Genomic DNA, 16,658 nt, shown 5'->3' with positions numbered 1-16,658 from the left:
ATGGCTGCCGGTGAGCCGACGGCGTAGCGCACGTCCGGCCCACCGGCAGGTAAATAGTGGACCCCCACAACCGATTCGGCGACCGCGCGATCGTATATTGCGCCGGAGTAAATCGGGCATCGCCGACATCGAGACCTCATCGGTTCGCCCGGCCGAGGACAGTGGTGGGAGGGTGTGCGGGGCCGAGCGGCGGAGGTGGATGCGGTGGTGGTGGGAGCGGTGCTCGCCGCCGGGGCCGGCCGGCGGTACGGAATGCCGAAAATACTTGCCGAACAAGGTCTTTGGCTTGACAATGCGGTGCGCGCGCTGAGTGCGGGAGGCTGCGGTGAGGTGGTCGTCGCCATGGGCGCGGCGATCGTCACGCCGCCGGGCGGGGCGACGGCGATCGTCGTCGAGGACTGGGTTATCGGTCTGTCGGCGAGCGTGCACGCGGTGCTGTGCGCGCCGGTGGTTCGGGAGGATCCGGGCGGCGTGGTTTTACATGTTGTTGACATGCCCGATGTCACCGCGGCGGTGGTTTCCCGGATCGTGGAAATCGCTGCGGGCGTGCCGGAGAAGATCGTGCGCGCGGTCTACCACGGACGGCCCGGCCATCCGGTCCTACTCGGTGCCGATCACCTCGACGGCGTCCTCGCCTCGCTCGACGGGGATGTGGGTGCGGCACGTTATCTACGGGCGCACCCCGAGATCGTCGAGTCGGTCGAATGCGGTGATCTGGCCTCCGGCGTCGACCGGGACGAACCGTAGCGGCCTCAGAGGGCCGGGATGGCGTCGGTGATCACCCCGTCAGGGGAGAGTTCACCGACGGTGAGATCCAGTGCGCCGCGCGCGAATCGGGCAACCGGCCCGACCGCGGCAGCCAACGCCGCACGGTGACCGGCGCGGCAGCGCCCGACGATCGAGGCCGTCCCCGCCGTCGGGAGGACGCCGATGACGGCGAGGAGCTCACCGGTGGTCGGTTCGCACACCGCCCACACGTAGCCGGTGTCGTCGCGCCATGCGGCATCGGTGGCGGCGACATAGGCCGCGGGATCGGCGACCCCCAGATCGGACAACGCCGGGACGTCGGTGATCCGCTCGTCGGCACGAAGCCCACGCAGATACCACGTCCCGGCGTTGATCTCGACGGGTTCCATTCGGTGGAGGTGACTACTTCAGTTCGAGCAGCACGGTGCCCTGGGTGACGGCGGCACCCGGCTCGATGCTCAAACCCGTCACCACGCCGTCCTTGTGGGCGGTGACCGGGTTCTCCATCTTCATCGCCTCGAGCACGACGACGAGTTCGCCCGCGGCGACCGTCTGGCCCTCTTCGACGGCGACCTTGACCACGGTGCCCTGCATGGGTGCGGCCACGGCGTCACCGGAGACGGCGGCGCCCCCGCCCTTCTTGCGCGAGCGGGCCTTGGGCTTGCGGCGGATGACCCCGTTGGCCGAACCGCCACCGCCGCCGAGGGCCAGATCGCCGGGCAATGCGACCTCGACGCGGCGTCCGCCGACTTCGACGACCACCTTCTGGCGCGGAGCGGCCTCGTCGTCCTCGATCGGCTCGCCACCGGTGTACGGCTCGATCGGGTTCTCCCAATCGGTTTCGATCCACTTGGTGTAGACGTCGAAGGTCTCCACACCGTTGTCGTCGGTGTGCCCGAGGAACGCCGGATTGCTCACGATGTGCCGGTGGAACGGCAGCACCGTCGCCAGACCCTCGACCTCGTACTCGGCGAGCGCACGCCGAGCACGCTCGAGCGCCTGCTCGCGGTTCTCGCCGACGACGATCAGCTTGGCCAGCATCGAGTCGAACTGGCCGCCGATCACATCACCCTCGACGACGCCGGAATCGACGCGGACGCCCGGGCCCGAGGGCTCGCGGTACCTGGTGATCGGTCCGGGTGCGGGCAGGAAGTTGCGGCCCGGGTCCTCACCATTGATCCGGAACTCGAAGGCGTGACCACGCGGGGTCGGATCCTCGGAGAACTCCAGCTTCTCGCCGTTGGCGATACGGAACTGCTGACGGACGAGGTCGATGCCCGCGGTCTCCTCGGTCACCGGGTGCTCGACCTGCAGTCGCGTGTTGACCTCGAGGAAGGAGACGAGGCCGTCGGCGCCGACGAGGAACTCCACCGTGCCCGCGCCGTAATAGCCGGCCTCGCGGCAGATCGCCTTGGCCGACTCGTGGATCTTGGTGCGCTGCTCATCGGTCAGGAACGGCGCGGGGGCCTCCTCGACCAGCTTCTGGAAGCGGCGCTGCAGCGAGCAGTCGCGCGTACCGGCGACCACGACGTTGCCGTGGGTGTCGGCGATGACCTGGGCCTCGACATGGCGGGCCTTGTCGAGATAGCGCTCGACGAAGCACTCGCCGCGGCCGAACGCGGCGACGGCCTCGCGGGTCGCCGACTCGAACAGGTGCGGGATCTCCTCGATGGTGTAGGCGACCTTCATGCCGCGACCACCACCCCCGAAGGCGGCCTTGATCGCGACCGGCACACCGTGCTCCTTGGCGAACGCGACGACCTCGTCGGCGTCCTTGACCGGGTCCTTGGTGCCCGGTGCCATCGGCGCGTCCGCCTTCAGGGCGATGTGGCGGGCGGTGACCTTGTCACCGAGATCGCGGATGGACTGCGGCGACGGGCCGATCCAGATCAGCCCGGCGTCGAGGACGGCCTGGGCGAAGTCGGCGTTCTCCGAGAGGAAGCCGTAGCCGGGATGCACGGCGTTGGCGCCGGACTTGGCGGCCGCGTCGAGGATCTTGTCGAACACCAGATAGGACTCGGCGGAGGTCTGTCCACCGAGGGCGAAGGCCTCATCGGCGAGCTTCACGAACAACGCGTCGGCGTCGGGCTCGGCGTAGACGGCGACACTGGGGATGCCGGCGTCACGGGCTGCGCGAATGACACGTACCGCGATCTCGCCACGATTGGCGATGAGGACCTTGCTGATTGTGGGCACTGTTGTTCTCCTGGGCCATACATCGAGGTGCACCGCGCCCCCCGGGGTGCGGCACACACGGTGTTCGTCGGCGACCGTGTGCGGCGCCGTGGGGATTGAACTGCCACTCGCGGGGGGTGGTTCCGCGGGCGACATCGCGCACCCCCTGGAGGTTAGGGGGCGTGCTCCGGGCTTCACACTAACGCACCGAGCAATCGTTCGGTGGAGGTGGTTGTCACATCCGCGCGTTGAATGTGCTCTCGTCGGCAAGAGCATGCACGATACGGGCGAAACCGCGAAGCAACTCGGGCACCGGCCCGCTGCGGTCGAGGGGGTCCCGGTCGGGATGGGCGCCGTCGAATCGCGTGTCGTCGGGCCCGGCGGCCTCCCCGACGGCCGGATCGGCCGGGAACCGGGCCGAATACCGCAATCCCGACGGGGTCCGATTGATCCAGATCAGGACTTCCTCCGCGGAGTACGAGTGGCTGCGGAGCACGGTGGCCCGGCCCGCGTCGGCCACGGCGGCGCCCGGTGCGTACCGGGTGTCGATGAAGGAGATCACGAAGCGCGGTTCGCCGCGGTAGCCGATCAGCTCGGCCACGCGCAGAAACGGCAGCGACGCCCCCTGCCGGGAGCGTTTGAGCTCGGTGGTCGCGCGGGCGACGGTCTGATCGAAGGTCGGCGAGCCCGTCATGTCGAGCCAGAAGGGTGCGACCGCGACATACCAGCCCAGCGAGGTCAGCCATCGGGCCTCGTCGCGGGTGTGGCGCGGCAGGACGCACCGGAACTCGGGGTCACCGGTCAGGCTCTGATGGACCATCGCGAATGCCGCCAGCACCCCCGCGGTCAGCGAGCCGCCCGCCTCCGAACACACCGCCGTGAACTTGTTGGCGGTGGTGTCGTCGGCGATCACGCCCGACACCGACTCCTGGGGGAGCAGCGGGGACTGGTTGTCCGAGTCGTCGGGCTCCGGGGTGGGCGCGGGGGCCATGCGCAGCGCGCGCGGCATGTCGCCCGGCCCGGCCTGGAGAAAACCGTGCCAGGTGGCCACCGCCGGATGGTCGGCCCCGGTCTGGTCGGCTTGTCGCCGCTCGGCGGCACTGAAATCGACGTAGCTGCCGACCTCGGGCAGCGTGAGCTCGGTGTGGTCGCGCGCCGAGCGGTAGAACGCCGTCAACTCGTGTTGCGCCATGATCAGCGAATAGCCGTCGACGAGCGAATGGTCGGCGGCGAACAGCAGCGTGAACGACGACTCCCGTCCGACGGTGGCGAACATGTACGCCGGCCAGTGCAGCGGCGCGGTCGCACGGTCGAACGAGCCCGCGATCTGTTCGACGAGCGGCCCGGACTCGTTGTACCAGCCGATCCGGCCCATCTTGAGTTCGACGGTGCCCGCCGGCGTCGACAGACGGGCCAGTCCGTCATGCTTGATGACCACGTGGCTGCGCAGCACCTCGTGACGATCGATCCAGCGCCGCAACGCCATTCGTAGCGCCGGAATCGACAGCGGCTCGTCGAAGTGGATCTGCAGACCCAGCCACGACTCACGCCCGCCCTCCCGGCGGGTGCGGACGCGATACTCGAAGGCCCCCCGCAGGTGTTGTTCGTGATTGTGTGAGGTCAGCCGCGGATCGCGACTCCACTTGCCCAGGCCGCCGGGCACATAGGGGGTCCACTCCACGAGGCCACCTGGTTCGATCGGCTCCTCGAGGATCTGGATGAACTTCATCCCGTCGGCCCGGCAGTGGCGTGCGGCCCGGTTCCGGTCTGGCGGCCGACCTGGGCCTTGATCCGACCGAGCATTCCGGCCATGCCGCGTAATCGCAACGGACTCACCGCTTTACCGAGACCGAGGTCGTAGTAGAAGTCGGCCGGGACGTCGAGGATCGTCTGCGCCGACTCGCCGTCGAGGCCCTGATGGAGGATCGAGGCGAAACCGCGGGTCGTCGGCGCCTCGCGGGGTGCGCTGAAATACAGGCGGACGGCGTCGGGGTCGTGGGCATCGACCGACAGGAAGACCGGGGACTGGCACTCCGGTACCGGTTCCATCGCCTCCGTCGTCAGTTCGGCGGGAAGCTCCGGAAGTTCTCCCGCAAACTCCAACAGCAGCGTGACCTTGTCCGAATCATCCAGGGCGGCAAAGTCATCGACGATCTCGGCGAGGGCTGCGGGCAGGCTCATGACAGCTCTGGCCGCTCGCCGGAAGTCGTCATGCGCCGGCCGGCGGGTCGCCGGGTTCCTCGCCGACCGAAATCGGGACGCGCACCGCGTTGCCCCACTCGGTCCACGAGCCGTCGTAATTGCGGACGTGATCGAAACCGAGCAGATGGGTCAGCACGAACCAGGTGTGGCTCGAGCGCTCGCCGATGCGGCAGTAGGCGATCGTCGGGGTGTGCGGGTCGAGCCCGCCGTAGATCTCGTCGAGCTCGGCGCGGCTGCGGAACCGTCCGTCGGAAGCGGCGGCCTTGGCCCACGGGATGGAACGCGCGGTGGGGATGTGCCCGCCGCGCAAGGCCCCTTCTTCGGGATAGTCGGGCATGTGGGTGCGCTCGCCGGTGTACTCCTGCGGCGACCGCACGTCGATGAGGGGCTCGGTGCCCAAGGCCGCGCGCACCTGGTCGGCGAAGGCGCGGATGCGGGTGTCGTCACGCTCGACCACCGGATAGTCCGACCGCGGGTACTCCGGGACATCGAAAGAGGTGTCGCGGTCCTCCGACATCCACGCGTCGCGGCCGCCATCGAGCAACCGCACGTCCTCATGGCCGAACAGGGTGAACACCCACAGTGCGTAGGCGGCCCACCAGTTGCTCTTGTCGCCGTAGATGACGATGGTGTCGTCGCGTTCGATTCCCTTGCTGCGCATCAACTCTGCGAATTGCTCGCCGTTGATATAATCGCGGGTCACCGGGTCGTTGAGATGCAGGTGCCAGTCGACCTTCTGCGCGGTGGGGATGTGGCCGATGTCGTAGAGCAGCACGTCCTCGTCGCTCTCGATGATCTTGAGTCCCTTGGTGCCCAGGTGGGCCGACAGCCACTGCGTGCTGACGAGCCGTTCGGGGTGGGCGTAGCCGGCGAACTTGGGATTCGGGTCGGTCTCGACGCTCAACTGAAGAACCCCTCCCAGGGTGGTGACTGATCAGGATGTGTCCACGACACACCCCGGAGGCCTGCGCGGTCCCCGTGGAGAGCCTACCCAGTGGCGACCACACGCGTGCGCACAAGCCGGGTGTCATTCGACTGGTGACAAGAACGTGGCATGCCACGCCGGAATTGCTACGTTCGTCGCCATGATCCGCCCTGGGGTGTCACGGCGCCGGTTGCGCGCCGTCCTGACCGTATTGCTCGTCGCCGTGTCGATCGCTGCCCTGGCGGGTTGCTCGGGGAACGGGGGTGGCGGGGATTCGACGAGCGCGACGACCTCCACCGCGACGACCTCGACCACGGGCAGTCGCACGGCCTCGTCGCCGGCGAGTACCCAGCCGGCGAACGGAGCCGTCCCCGGGCTCTGCACGCCGAGTCGATGCCCGGGCCTGCCGGTACCCTCGGCCGCCCTGATGACCGGTGCGATCACCCGCGACAACGCGCAGCAGAAGGTCTCCGGCTACCTGACCTCGGTGCTCGACGATCTCGACAGCACCTGGACGCCGTGGTTCCGCGAACTCGGGTGGGGTGACCCCGCCCCGGGGCGTGTGCTGGTCGAGGCCGGTGACACCTACCGGTCCGGCTGCGACGACGCCGACGGTGCGATCGTCGTCGCTTCCGATACGCCCAACGCGTTCTTCTGTGGTGTGGACAAGGCTCGCGATGGAGCCGGAACTCGGGTCGAGGGATCGGTGATCCTGCCCGTCGAGGCGTTCGTCGGGATCTGGACCGGCACGTTCCTCGTGGAGGGCCCATTGGATTCGATCGGCGGATTCCAGGGTGAGTTCACCGCGGCGACGGTGGTCGCACACGAGTACGGGCATGCGGTCGTCGATCGGATCCTTCGCGCAGGTCACCTGTCGGACTCGCGGGGGCCACGGGGGGAGAACTCCGAACTCATCGCCGACTGTCTCGCCGGGAACTGGGCGGCCACCGTGCTACGGCGAGATGAGCTGTCGGTCACCGACATCGTGCAGGCGGTGACCCTGATCCAGAAGATCGGTGATCCGCAGCCGGGACAGGGGCACGGCACCTCGGCCCAGCGGATCGCGGCGATCTCCCGAGGATTCTTCGGTGGGTCGGTCAGCGACGGCGGTCAGGGCCAGCCGATCGGATGTCTGGCCGAGTACTGGCCGGAGGAGTTCGGCTGAGGGCGTCGAGGAAGAACCGATCGACCCCCGGCTCACCAGAGTTCGGCGACGCCGATCCCGACTCGACGTAACAACCGGCGCACGGTGGGCAGACCGATTCCGAGCACCGAGGACGGATCGCCGTCGATGGCGTCGACGAACCAGCCGCCGAGACCGTCGAGGGTGAAGCCTCCGGCAACCTCCAGCGGCTCGCCGGTGGCCACATACGCCTCGATCTCGGCATCGTCGAGATCGGCGAAATCGATGGTGGTCGAGGCGGTTTCCGACGCCGATGCGACGACGTCGAGGCCGCGCAGCACCGCGAGGTGGTGGCCGGTGAGCAACTCCGCCGACTGTCCGCGGACCCGCTTCCACTGGGCGATCGCGACGTCGGGTGTATGCGGTTTCCCGGTGAGCGCACCCCGGAACAGCAGCATCGAGTCGCAGGTCAACACCACCGTGTCGGACATCGAAGCATCCTGTGCCGCAGCCGATTCCGAGCCGTCGCGTTCGGCGACCAAGGTGGCGACGACGGCGTCGGACTTGGCCATCGCGAGACGGGCGACGACGTCGCTCGGCGGAACCCCGGTCAGGTCATCGAGGATGGCGTCCTCGTCGACGTCGGAGACCAGCACGCGCGGATGCACGCCGGCGCGGGTCAGGACCGACAGTCGGGCCGGGGAGGCCGAACCGAGGACGACGTCGTGACGACGAGAGCTGCCGGCGGGGTTCACCCGATCAGTATCGCAAGTTGGTGAAGCTACCCGGCCCACCCCATTGCGGGCGGAGCCGATCGATCGCGCTGCCCCAGTCGTCGCGGATCGCGGGGGCCTGCTCCCCGCCACCACCGGAGGACGCGGCGGCGAGAACGGCGACCAACGCGGCCACGTCCTCGTCGGTCGGATTGCCGCGTACGACGGTGAGGAACGGCTTCGCCGGGGCTTCCGGACTCTCTGCTCCGGTCTGCTCCGAGGCGCTCACAGCGGGATGTTCCCGTGCTTCTTGGGCGGCAGGGTGACCATCTTGCGCTCGAGCAGGCGCAGGGCGGTGGCGATCTGACCGCGGGTATGGCTCGGCGGGATGACGGCGTCGACGTAGCCGCGCTCGGCCGCGACATACGGGTTCACCAAGGTGTCCTCGTACTCCTGCTGGAGTTCGAGGCGCAACGCGTCGACGTCGTCCCCGTTGGCCTCGGCCTCCTTGAGGCGGCTGCGATAGACGAAGCCGACGGCGCCGGAGGCGCCCATCACGGCGATCTGTGCGGTGGGCCAGGCGAGATTGACGTCGGCGCCCATGTGCTTGGACCCCATCACGTCGTACGCGCCGCCGTAGGCCTTGCGGGTGATGATCGTGATCTTGCCGACGGTCGCCTCCCCGTAGGCGTAGAGCAGTTTGGCGCCGCGGCGGATGATGCCGTTGTATTCCTGATCGGTGCCGGGCAGGAAGCCCGGAACGTCGACGAGGGTGACGATCGGGATGTTGAAGGCGTCGCAGGTCCGCACGAAGCGGGCGGCCTTCTCCGAGGCGTTGATGTCGAGGCACCCGGCGAATTGGGTCGGCTGATTGGCCACGATGCCGACGCTGCGTCCGTCGACGCGTCCGAAACCGATGATGATGTTCGTCGCGCGCTCGGCCTGGACCTCGAGGAACTCGTCGTCGTCGAGGATGCGGCGGATGACCTCGTGCATGTCGTAGGGCTGATTCGGCGAATCCGGGATCAGCGTGTCGAGTTCGAGGTCCTCGTCGGTGAGGGTGTCTTCGATGGATCCCGCGGCGGGTGCGGCGACCGGCAGTCGGGGTGCGTCGGCCCGGTTGTTGCTCGGCAGGTAGCCCAGCAGTTCCTTGACGTAGTCGAGGGCGTCCTCCTCGTCGGAGGCGACGTAGTGGGCCACACCGGATTTCGTCATGTGGGTGTTGGCGCCACCGAGGTCCTCCATGGTGACGTCCTCGCCGGTGACGGTCTTGATGACGTCGGGGCCGGTGACGAACATCTGGCTGGTCTGGTCGACCATCACCACGAAGTCGGTCAGCGCCGGGGAGTACACGTGGCCGCCGGCCGCCGCGCCCATGATCAGTGAGATCTGCGGGATGACGCCCGAGGCGCGCACGTTGCGGTGGAAGATCTCGCCGTAGAGACCGAGCGAGACCACGCCCTCCTGGATGCGGGCGCCGGCGCCCTCGTTGATACCGATCAGCGGACGGCCGGTCTTGATCGCGAGATCCATGACTTTGACGATCTTCTCGCCGTAGACCTCGCCGAGGCTCCCGCCGAAGACGGTGACGTCCTGGGAGAACACGCAGACCTCGCGGCCGTCGATGGTGCCGTAGCCGGTCACCACGCCGTCGCCGAGCGGGCGGCGCTCGGCGAGCCCGAAGTTGGTGCTGCGGTGGCGGGCGAGTGCGTCGAGTTCGACGAACGAGCCGTCGTCGAGGAGATGGGTGATGCGCTCGCGGGCGGTGAGCTTGCCCCGCGAGTGGATCTTCTCGACCGCGGCCTCGCCGACCGGATGCTGGGTCTCGGAGAGTCGCTGACGCAGATCGGCGAGCTTTCCGGCCGTCGTGTGAATGTCTGGCGCGGCGCCGGAATCGGACGAAGCAGTGGTCATGAACGTCGATGCTAGCCAGATCGTGGCGCGCCCCGTCAACTGCCCCAATGTGAGAGATTCCTCATGTTTCCGAGCGATCGGTCGGCTACCTGCGGTGATGTGGGTCTCAGTCGTAGGCTCAGTGGTCATGAACACTCCAGCGACGTCTCCCGTGCACGGTCTGCAGTCGGCCATCGACGCCCGGACCACCGATCTCGCCAACACCATCTGGCGACGGGTCGAGGTGGTCGACTCGACCGGTTCGACCAACGCCGACCTCGCCGCGCGCGCCGGCGAGTCCGATCTCGTGGGCACGGTGCGGATCACCACCGACCAGACCGCAGGGCGCGGGCGTCGGGCGCGGACCTGGTCGGCGCCCGCCGGTGCTCAGCTCGCCATCTCGGCGGTGGTGCCGGTGGGTGCGCACACCGAACAGTTGGGCTGGCTGTCGCTCGCGACCGGGATCGCAACCGCGACCGCGATCGAGCGGCACAGCGGGCAGCGGCCGGTGCTCAAGTGGCCCAACGACGTACTGATCGACGATCGCAAGATCGCGGGCATCCTCGCCGAATACGTGACCTCCTCCGACGGTGGGGTCGTCGTCGTGGGCACCGGACTCAACACTAACCTGACCTCCGATGACCTGCCCGTTCCGACGGCGACCAGCCTGCGGATCGAAACCGGCCGTGAACTCGGCGTCGACGACCTGGCCGGTCTGGCCATCGAGTATCTGCGCGCGCTGGACGAGCAGGGGTGGCCCGACCGACTCGATGCGATCGCCGAGACCTACCGGCAGCGCTGCGACACCTTGGGGCGCCGCGTGCGGCTACTGCTACCCGGCGACACCGAGATCGTCGGGCAGGCCGTCGACGTCGACGACAACGGGCGCATCGTCATCGAACGCGACGGGGGAGAACGCTTCACCGCGGCGGCGGGTGACGTGGTGCACCTTCGTCCCGTCACGGACTGAGCGTGTGCGCCGGACACTCGGCGCACACGTCAGCGGGTACTGCGGGATTTGTGGCCCATCGCCGGTACGAGCGAGAAGATCGGCAACCCGATCACCAGGTGCATCACCGCAGTACCCAGGCCGACCGAGAACTGCGCCGAGAGCACGAGCGGGATGATCACCGCGGCGGCGATCAGCAGACCGACCACCCACCGGAAGAACTGGTCCGGCGACGGTGTGATGACCTGCAGCACGTACCACAGCGCGCCGGCGGCCAGCGCGGTGAGAAAGCCGACGATGGCGAACCAGAACTCGTCCTGCGCCACCGGATTCCACACGCCGAACTTGCCCGCGGCATTCACCCGCTCGACGATCGCCCGAATGATCCAGGCGACCAGCCAGGCGGCCAGGCCGGTGACGACGCCGGTCATCACGATGCCGCCGACGAACATCCCCACGTTGATGTCGGGTCCGATGGTGCGGCGCGGGCGCGCGGCCCGGCCCGGGGGCTGCTGCGCGTAGCCGGGGTCCTGGTATCCGGTGTGCTGATAGCCCTGCCCGGCATGGCCCGGGTCCTGGTAATACGTCGGATCCTGCTGGCTGTAGGCACGCGACTCCGGCGCGTATCCGGGCTCGTACTTCGCGGTGCGGGGATCCCGGGGATCGCGATAGGTCATGAAAGCTCCTGAACCTCTCGTCGCTGTGGTCTGCGTCATTCTACCGAGATCGGACAGGGCCCGAGTGCGACCGCGGCGAGCGGGCGGAGTTGACAGCCGCTCGGCCTATGCTTGCTGCCATGGCATATCCGCGGGAGAACCTCGCACCCGGCGAGCGGATCGTCCTGCACCGACATCCGCACTGGAAGTGTCTGCTCGGTCCGTTCCTGTTGTTCATCCTCGCGACCGCGATCGCCGGCCTGCTCGCCGGGCTGGTGAACGCGTCGTCGTTAACCGGGACCGGGGCCCTGATCGCCTACGTCGCCGTGGCGGTGCTGTGGGCGGCCGCGACGATCTGGTTCTTCCTGCGGCCCTTGATCTCCTGGAAGACCACCCATTTCGTGCTGACCGACCGCCGGGTGATCTTCCGGCACGGCATCCTCACGCGATCGGGGATCGACATCCCGATCCGGCGCATCAACACCGTCGAGTTCCGGCACGGGCCGATCGATCGGTTGCTGCGTACCGGGACGTTGCTCATCGAATCGGCCTCCGACGAGCCGTTGGCGTTCGACGACATCCCCCAGGTCGAGCGGGTGCACGCGCTGCTCTACCACGAGGTGCTCGAGGTGACCGACGATCCGGATCCCGACGACGAGCGCTTCGATGACGACACTCGGATGGGCGGCGCCGATGTGGGCGCGACCCACGGCACCGACGCCGGACACGGCAGATGGGGGAGACGTCGATGACCCACGTGTTGTTGGCCGAGGACGATGCGGCCATCGCCGAACCGCTGGCTCGCGCGCTGGCCCGCGAGGGATACGGCTGCGAGGTCGTGGGCACCGGGACGCAGGCCCTCGATCGGGTTGCCGACGGCCGGTTCGAACTGCTCATCCTCGATCTCGGGCTGCCCGAGATCGACGGGCTCGAGGTGTGTCGGCGGGTGCGGGTCGAACAGCCCGAACTCGCGGTGCTGATGCTGACCGCCCGCACCGACGAGGTGGACTTCGTGGTGGGGCTCGACGCCGGCGCCGACGATTACGTCGGTAAACCCTTCCGGCTCGCCGAGTTGCTCGCGCGTGTGCGAGCGCTGTTGCGCCGCAGCCAGACTCCCGATGACGTCGTCCTCGAGGGTGGCGATCTCCGGTTGGATGCCCGGGCGCGTCGGGCGACGCTCAACGGCACCGACCTGGTGTTGGCGAACCGCGAATTCGATCTGCTGCGGTTCCTGATGGAACGCGCCGGGCAGGTCGTCGGCCGCGACGAGATCCTCACGGAGGTGTGGGGTTCGGCGGATCTGCGGTCGTCGAAGACCCTCGACATGCACATCTCCTGGTTGCGTCGCAAGATCGGCGACGACCGGCACGACCGCCCGCGCCACATCGTCACCGTGCGGGGCGTCGGTTTCCGCTTCGATCCGTAACCGGCGGCCCTTCCATGCGCCGTCGCATCCTATACACGATGATCGCCATGTTGTTGGCGGTCGGCGCCGCACTGGGCATTCCGCTGTCGGTGATCGCGTGGTGGTGGGTTGCCGACAGTGCCCACCAGACCCTCGACAGCCGGCTCAAGTCGATCTCGGACCAACTCATCCGGACCGACGACGGGCGCGATGCGACGCTCGATCCGGCACTACTGGATTCGCCGCCGCTGCGATCGCTGATCCCCGATCAGGGCCGTCTGATCCTGACCTATGTGGCCACCGACGGGCATTCGGCCACCCGTGCCGTGGGCGCCGAGATCGACGGCGCGACGATCTCGGATTCCATCGGCCTCGGTGATGCCGGCTCGCTGATCCTGGAGATCCCCCGCAACGACGTCCGCGGCGATCAGCTCGCCGCGGTCGGCATTGTCACGATCGTGGTGGCCTCGTCGCTGGCCGCGGGTACCGTCGTCGCGGCGGTCACCGCGGGACGCATCGCCGACCCGGTCATCGATCTCGCCCATCGGGCCACCGCGATGGCGCGCGGCGACTTCCGCTCGGAGTGGCGAACATACGGGATCGTCGAACTCGACCGGGTCTCGCGCGCCCTCGGCGACGCGAACACCGAGATCGCGTTACGTCTCGAACGTGAGGGCGAGATCGTCGGCGACGTGTCACATCAGCTGCGCAGCCGGCTTACCGCGATCCAATTGCGTCTCGACGAACTGTCGTTGCACGACGATCCGGCGGTCGTCGGGGAGGCCGAGGCCGCCCTCGATCAGGTCGAGCGGCTCTCCGGCGAACTCGACGAGATGGTCGCGGCGTCGCGTGACGACCCGGCGCCGATGCAGTCGATCGATGTCACCGAGTTGTTGACGCGGCTCGTCGGCGACTTCGAGAACGCCTTCGTCGCCCAGGGCCGGGAAGTGACCGTTGCCTTCAGCGGGCCGGTGTGCGCGTTGAGCGCGCAGCCCGGGCGGTTGCGCGAGGCCGTCAGCGTCCTGGTCGACAACGCCCTGCAGCACGGCGTCGGGCGGTGCCGGATCGACGTCGGCGAGCTCGCTGGCGACATGGTGCGCATCACCGTCGCCGACGAGGGCAAGGGTGTCGCCGACGACATCGCCCAGTCGATCTTCCGACGCGGCTTCTCCGCGGGCAGTGGCACCGGACCGGCGGGAACGGGCGTCGGGCTCTCTCTGGCGCGGGCATTGGTCGAGGCCGACGGCGGACGCCTCGAACTCGCGCATCGGCGTCCGCCGGTGTTCTCGATCGTGGTGCCCTCGGCGGCGCAGGGGTCGGAGACCACAGACGAATCCGGATCAGGCGCTCACCTCAGGCATGACCGAGTTCCTCATCGTTGAGTTCGTCGGCGTTGGGATGCAGGTCGGTGGAGCCGGCGTCGCCACCGCGGAGGTTCTCCTCGGGGAAGGCGAATCGTCGTAGCGCCCAGAAGCGGAACGCCATCTGCAGCACGTTGCCGATGAGGAAGCCGAGGATGAAGTCGACCACGACGAGTTCGGTGGTCGACAGATTGGCCCGGATGTCGAAGAGGTTGTTGGCCACCCACAGCGGCGCGGCCTGCAGGACGACGCCGATGCCGCTGATGACGAAGAACAGGAAGGCCTCGTGCGCGCGCTCCCGCCCGCCGCGATTCTTGAACGCCCACTCACGGTTGAGGATGTAGCTGAGGATGGTGGCGAGCACACCCGAGATGATCTTGGCGATGACGGGCTTGGTCTCGAGGACGGTGAGCGTCAGGGTGTAGAAGATGGCCGCGTCGAACACGAAGGTCGTGCCACCGACGAGCGCGAACTTGATGAGTTCGTGGTGCCGCATGAGCTGGTGCCGGACCGGCTCGGGCAGGCGGGCCACCACGTCATCGATGAACGGCACAAGAGTCGAGTGTAGGACTCGCGGCGGCCGGTGACTTCTCCCGGTCGGTCATGCATCGGACATGGCGGGCGTGCCACGATGGACCGCGTGAGCTCATCCGACGGTGGCGCTGCCGACGATCCCGGCGCGCCGACAACCCCTCCCGCTCCTGATTCCGCGCGTGCCGGCGGCTGCTTCGCCGGTATGCCGACGGTGACCATGATCGGGGGTGGTCAGCTGGCCCGGATGACCCATCAGGCGGCGATCGCGCTCGGTCAGTGCCTGCGTGTCCTGGCCGCCGGTCCCGACGATCCGGCAGCGCAGGTCAGTGCCGATGTGGTGTTGGGTTCGCATGACGACCTCGATGATCTGCGCCGCGCCGCCGCGGGCGCGGTGGCGTTGACCTTCGACCACGAGGGCGTGCCGCTGGCCCACCTGCAGGCGTTGGAGGCCGATGGGGTGTCGGTGTTGCCGCCGTCGAAGGCCCTGCACTTCGCGCAGGACAAGCAGGCGATGCGCGTCCGGCTGTCGGAACTGGGTCTGCCGGTGCCCGACTTCGCGGATCTGGCCGGCGATCTCGGGTTGGCGCGCGGGCGCCTCATCGACTTCGGTGACCGGCATGACTGGTCGATCGTGCTCAAGGCGGTCCGTGGCGGATACGACGGTCGCGGGGTGTGGATTCTCGATGACCGCGACGCCGCGCTGGCGGTCTTCGACGAGCAGTTCGACGCCGGGGTGGATCTGATCGCCGAGCAGAAGGTGGCCATGCGCCGCGAGTTGTCGGCGATGATCGCCCGATCGCCGTTTGGCCAAGGTGCTGCGTGGCCGGTGGTGGAGACCATCCAGCGCAAGGGGCAGTGCGCGGTGGTGCTCGCGCCCGCTCCCGATCTCGACGCCGATCTCGCCGCGGCGGCGCAGGAGATGGCGCTGCGGCTGGCCCGCGAACTCGGCGTGGTCGGGGTGATGGCGATGGAGTTGTTCGAGACCGCCGAGGGCACGCTGCTGGTCAACGAACTCGCGATGCGCCCGCACAACAGCGGCCACTGGACCATGGACGGGGCGGTCACCTCGCAGTTCGAGCAACATCTGCGCGCGGTGTGTGACTATCCGCTCGGCGACACCGCCCCGAGCGCGCCGTTGACCGTGATGGCCAACATTCTCGGGGCACTGGATGCGCCGACGATGTCGATGGACGAGCGACTCCATCACCTGATGGCGCGGATGCCCGACGCCAAGGTGCACCTGTACGGCAAGGGGGAGCGGCCGGACCGCAAGATCGGGCATGTGAATATCGTCGGGGCACGCGACGACGACCTCGCGACGGTTCGGGAGCGTGCCGAGCGGGCGGCGCACTGGATGTCGCACGCGGTGTGGACCGACGGATGGGAAGGGCACTGATGAGCGAGCAGACCGAGAGCGGGGCGCAGGCCGACGACACCCGGGCCGACGACACCCGGGCGGATGTGCACCGCGCCCGGGTCGGCCTGATCATGGGCAGCGACTCCGATTGGCCCACAATGCAACTCGCGGCCGAGGCGCTCGCCGAGTTCGATGTGCCGTTCGAGGTGGGCGTGGTCTCGGCGCATCGCACCCCGCAGCGGATGCTCGACTACGCGACCGGTGCCGCCGACGCCGGCATCGAGGTGATCATCGCCGGTGCCGGTGGTGCCGCGCACCTGCCGGGGATGGTCGCCGCGGCGACCCCGCTGCCGGTGATCGGCGTGCCGGTGCCGCTGCGTCATCTCGACGGTCTCGATTCGTTGCTGTCGATCGTGCAGATGCCCGCCGGCGTTCCGGTGGCGACGGTCTCGATCGGCGGCGCCCGCAATGCGGGGCTGCTCGCGGTCCGCATCCTCGGGGCCGCCGATGCCGCACTGCGAGCACGGATGTCGGCGTTCCAGTCCGGTCTCGAACAGATGGTCCTCGACAAGGACGCGGCCCTGCGTCAGAAGCTGCTGGGCGACTGATACGCGGGGT

19 protein-coding genes are annotated in these 16,658 nt (G+C 68.5%); 8 read left to right on the top strand and 11 right to left on the bottom strand.

All coding sequences use genetic code 11. The annotated features are described in order from the left end of the window. The first annotated feature begins 219 nt into the window (after positions 1 to 219). Positions 220 to 747: a nucleotidyltransferase family protein gene (locus QNM97_RS14970; protein WP_283823212.1), complete on the top strand. Its 528-nt coding sequence runs from the start codon at positions 220 to 222 to the stop codon at positions 745 to 747. A 5-nt stretch (positions 748 to 752) separates the two neighbouring features. Here the strand turns inward: QNM97_RS14970 and QNM97_RS14965 are convergent, their stop codons facing one another. The 6 genes from QNM97_RS14965 to QNM97_RS14940 all read right to left on the bottom strand — a co-directional run bounded on the left by QNM97_RS14965 (position 753) and on the right by QNM97_RS14940 (position 6,493). Further along, on the bottom strand, positions 753 to 1,136 hold the full coding sequence (locus QNM97_RS14965) for a hypothetical protein (protein WP_283819192.1): 384 nt from the start codon (positions 1,134 to 1,136) through the stop codon (positions 753 to 755). Between the two features lie 13 nt (positions 1,137 to 1,149). After that, positions 1,150 to 2,943, bottom strand: coding sequence for an acetyl/propionyl/methylcrotonyl-CoA carboxylase subunit alpha (locus QNM97_RS14960; protein ID WP_283819191.1), 1,794 nt, complete (start codon positions 2,941 to 2,943; stop codon positions 1,150 to 1,152). A gap of 214 nt (positions 2,944 to 3,157) precedes the next feature. Continuing rightward, complete coding sequence (locus QNM97_RS14955; RefSeq protein WP_283819190.1) at positions 3,158 to 4,651, bottom strand: condensation domain-containing protein; 1,494 nt, start codon at positions 4,649 to 4,651, stop codon at positions 3,158 to 3,160. Next, positions 4,648 to 5,103 carry a SufE family protein gene (locus tag QNM97_RS14950; protein ID WP_283819189.1) on the bottom strand — a complete coding sequence of 152 codons (456 nt, stop codon included), beginning with the start codon at positions 5,101 to 5,103 and terminating at the stop codon, positions 4,648 to 4,650. The genes QNM97_RS14955 and QNM97_RS14950 overlap by 4 nt, the downstream gene beginning before the upstream one ends. A 28-nt stretch (positions 5,104 to 5,131) precedes the next feature. Continuing rightward, positions 5,132 to 6,028 (bottom strand): sulfurtransferase, encoded by an 897-nt coding sequence (locus tag QNM97_RS14945; RefSeq protein ID WP_283819188.1) that lies wholly within the window; start codon positions 6,026 to 6,028, stop codon positions 5,132 to 5,134. 123 nt (positions 6,029 to 6,151) lie between these two features. Then, positions 6,152 to 6,493 (bottom strand): hypothetical protein, encoded by a 342-nt coding sequence (locus tag QNM97_RS14940; protein ID WP_283819187.1) that lies wholly within the window; start codon positions 6,491 to 6,493, stop codon positions 6,152 to 6,154. On the opposite strand from QNM97_RS14940, the gene QNM97_RS14935 reads away from it, so the two are divergent. Beyond that, positions 6,477 to 7,214 carry a neutral zinc metallopeptidase gene (locus tag QNM97_RS14935; RefSeq protein WP_283819186.1) on the top strand — a complete coding sequence of 246 codons (738 nt, stop codon included), beginning with the start codon at positions 6,477 to 6,479 and terminating at the stop codon, positions 7,212 to 7,214. The two genes, QNM97_RS14940 and QNM97_RS14935, sit on opposite strands and share 17 nt — an antisense overlap. Positions 7,215 to 7,246: 32 nt before the next feature. Here the strand turns inward: QNM97_RS14935 and QNM97_RS14930 are convergent, their stop codons facing one another. Genes QNM97_RS14930 through QNM97_RS14920 form a run of 3 tightly spaced genes read right to left on the bottom strand, consistent with a single transcriptional unit; the run spans position 7,247 to position 9,799 of the window. Next, the gene (locus tag QNM97_RS14930) at positions 7,247 to 7,927 is read right to left on the bottom strand and encodes a Maf family protein (RefSeq protein WP_283819185.1); all 681 of its coding nucleotides are present in this window, start codon (positions 7,925 to 7,927) and stop codon (positions 7,247 to 7,249) included. Between the two features lie 4 nt (positions 7,928 to 7,931). Further along, positions 7,932 to 8,174 carry an acyl-CoA carboxylase subunit epsilon gene (locus tag QNM97_RS14925; RefSeq protein WP_283819184.1) on the bottom strand — a complete coding sequence of 81 codons (243 nt, stop codon included), beginning with the start codon at positions 8,172 to 8,174 and terminating at the stop codon, positions 7,932 to 7,934. Then, complete coding sequence (locus QNM97_RS14920; protein WP_208795710.1) at positions 8,171 to 9,799, bottom strand: acyl-CoA carboxylase subunit beta; 1,629 nt, start codon at positions 9,797 to 9,799, stop codon at positions 8,171 to 8,173. Before QNM97_RS14920 ends, QNM97_RS14925 begins: the two co-directional genes overlap by 4 nt. A 121-nt stretch (positions 9,800 to 9,920) precedes the next feature. Here QNM97_RS14920 and QNM97_RS14915 point away from each other — a divergent pair, with 121 nt between their 5' ends. Beyond that, complete coding sequence (locus QNM97_RS14915; RefSeq protein WP_283819183.1) at positions 9,921 to 10,748, top strand: biotin--[acetyl-CoA-carboxylase] ligase; 828 nt, start codon at positions 9,921 to 9,923, stop codon at positions 10,746 to 10,748. A 29-nt stretch (positions 10,749 to 10,777) separates the two neighbouring features. Here QNM97_RS14915 and QNM97_RS14910 read toward each other — a convergent pair whose 3' ends face one another. Next, complete coding sequence (locus tag QNM97_RS14910; RefSeq protein WP_208795712.1) at positions 10,778 to 11,404, bottom strand: hypothetical protein; 627 nt, start codon at positions 11,402 to 11,404, stop codon at positions 10,778 to 10,780. 119 nt (positions 11,405 to 11,523) lie between these two features. On the opposite strand from QNM97_RS14910, the gene QNM97_RS14905 reads away from it, so the two are divergent. Genes QNM97_RS14905 through QNM97_RS14895 form a run of 3 tightly spaced genes read left to right on the top strand, consistent with a single transcriptional unit; the run spans position 11,524 to position 14,170 of the window. Then, positions 11,524 to 12,135 carry a PH domain-containing protein gene (locus QNM97_RS14905; RefSeq protein WP_208795713.1) on the top strand — a complete coding sequence of 204 codons (612 nt, stop codon included), beginning with the start codon at positions 11,524 to 11,526 and terminating at the stop codon, positions 12,133 to 12,135. After that, complete coding sequence (locus QNM97_RS14900) at positions 12,132 to 12,809, top strand: response regulator transcription factor (RefSeq protein ID WP_283819182.1); 678 nt, start codon at positions 12,132 to 12,134, stop codon at positions 12,807 to 12,809. Before QNM97_RS14905 ends, QNM97_RS14900 begins: the two co-directional genes overlap by 4 nt. Before the next feature lie 14 nt (positions 12,810 to 12,823). Further along, positions 12,824 to 14,170 (top strand): sensor histidine kinase, encoded by a 1,347-nt coding sequence (locus tag QNM97_RS14895; protein WP_283819181.1) that lies wholly within the window; start codon positions 12,824 to 12,826, stop codon positions 14,168 to 14,170. Here the strand turns inward: QNM97_RS14895 and QNM97_RS14890 are convergent. Next, positions 14,142 to 14,702, bottom strand: coding sequence for a GtrA family protein (locus tag QNM97_RS14890; RefSeq protein ID WP_208795715.1), 561 nt, complete (start codon positions 14,700 to 14,702; stop codon positions 14,142 to 14,144). The genes QNM97_RS14895 and QNM97_RS14890 overlap by 29 nt on opposite strands. A 78-nt stretch (positions 14,703 to 14,780) precedes the next feature. On the opposite strand from QNM97_RS14890, the gene QNM97_RS14885 reads away from it, so the two are divergent. Next, positions 14,781 to 16,079 carry a 5-(carboxyamino)imidazole ribonucleotide synthase gene (locus tag QNM97_RS14885; protein ID WP_502874900.1) on the top strand — a complete coding sequence of 433 codons (1,299 nt, stop codon included), beginning with the start codon at positions 14,781 to 14,783 and terminating at the stop codon, positions 16,077 to 16,079. Further along, entirely contained in the window at positions 16,079 to 16,648 is a 570-nt protein-coding gene (purE, locus tag QNM97_RS14880) for a 5-(carboxyamino)imidazole ribonucleotide mutase (RefSeq protein WP_338837610.1), read from the top strand. The genes QNM97_RS14885 and purE overlap by 1 nt, the downstream gene beginning before the upstream one ends. Positions 16,649 to 16,658 lie beyond the last annotated feature (10 nt).

This window comes from Gordonia sp. L191, assembly GCF_030077625.1.
Lineage (GTDB): Bacteria > Actinomycetota > Actinomycetes > Mycobacteriales > Mycobacteriaceae > Gordonia > Gordonia polyisoprenivorans_A.
This window is presented reverse-complemented; position numbering and strand designations above follow the sequence as displayed.

What these genes read in the sequence shown, in the direction of transcription:
- QNM97_RS14955 (WP_283819190.1), bottom strand. Translation starts at nt 4,651, where the DNA reads ATGAAGTTCATCCAGATCCTCGAGGAGCCGATCGAACCAGGTGGCCTC.
- QNM97_RS14910 (WP_208795712.1), bottom strand. Translation starts at nt 11,404, where the DNA reads ATGACCTATCGCGATCCCCGGGATCCCCGCACCGCGAAGTACGAGCCC.
- QNM97_RS14950 (WP_283819189.1), bottom strand. Translation starts at nt 5,103, where the DNA reads ATGAGCCTGCCCGCAGCCCTCGCCGAGATCGTCGATGACTTTGCCGCC.
- purE (WP_338837610.1), top strand. Translation starts at nt 16,079, where the DNA reads ATGAGCGAGCAGACCGAGAGCGGGGCGCAGGCCGACGACACCCGGGCC.
- QNM97_RS14885 (WP_502874900.1), top strand. Translation starts at nt 14,781, where the DNA reads ATGGACCGCGTGAGCTCATCCGACGGTGGCGCTGCCGACGATCCCGGC.
- QNM97_RS14900 (WP_283819182.1), top strand. Translation starts at nt 12,132, where the DNA reads ATGACCCACGTGTTGTTGGCCGAGGACGATGCGGCCATCGCCGAACCG.
- QNM97_RS14895 (WP_283819181.1), top strand. Translation starts at nt 12,824, where the DNA reads ATGCGCCGTCGCATCCTATACACGATGATCGCCATGTTGTTGGCGGTC.
- QNM97_RS14965 (WP_283819192.1), bottom strand. Translation starts at nt 1,136, where the DNA reads ATGGAACCCGTCGAGATCAACGCCGGGACGTGGTATCTGCGTGGGCTT.
- QNM97_RS14935 (WP_283819186.1), top strand. Translation starts at nt 6,477, where the DNA reads ATGACCGGTGCGATCACCCGCGACAACGCGCAGCAGAAGGTCTCCGGC.
- QNM97_RS14920 (WP_208795710.1), bottom strand. Translation starts at nt 9,799, where the DNA reads ATGACCACTGCTTCGTCCGATTCCGGCGCCGCGCCAGACATTCACACG.
- QNM97_RS14905 (WP_208795713.1), top strand. Translation starts at nt 11,524, where the DNA reads ATGGCATATCCGCGGGAGAACCTCGCACCCGGCGAGCGGATCGTCCTG.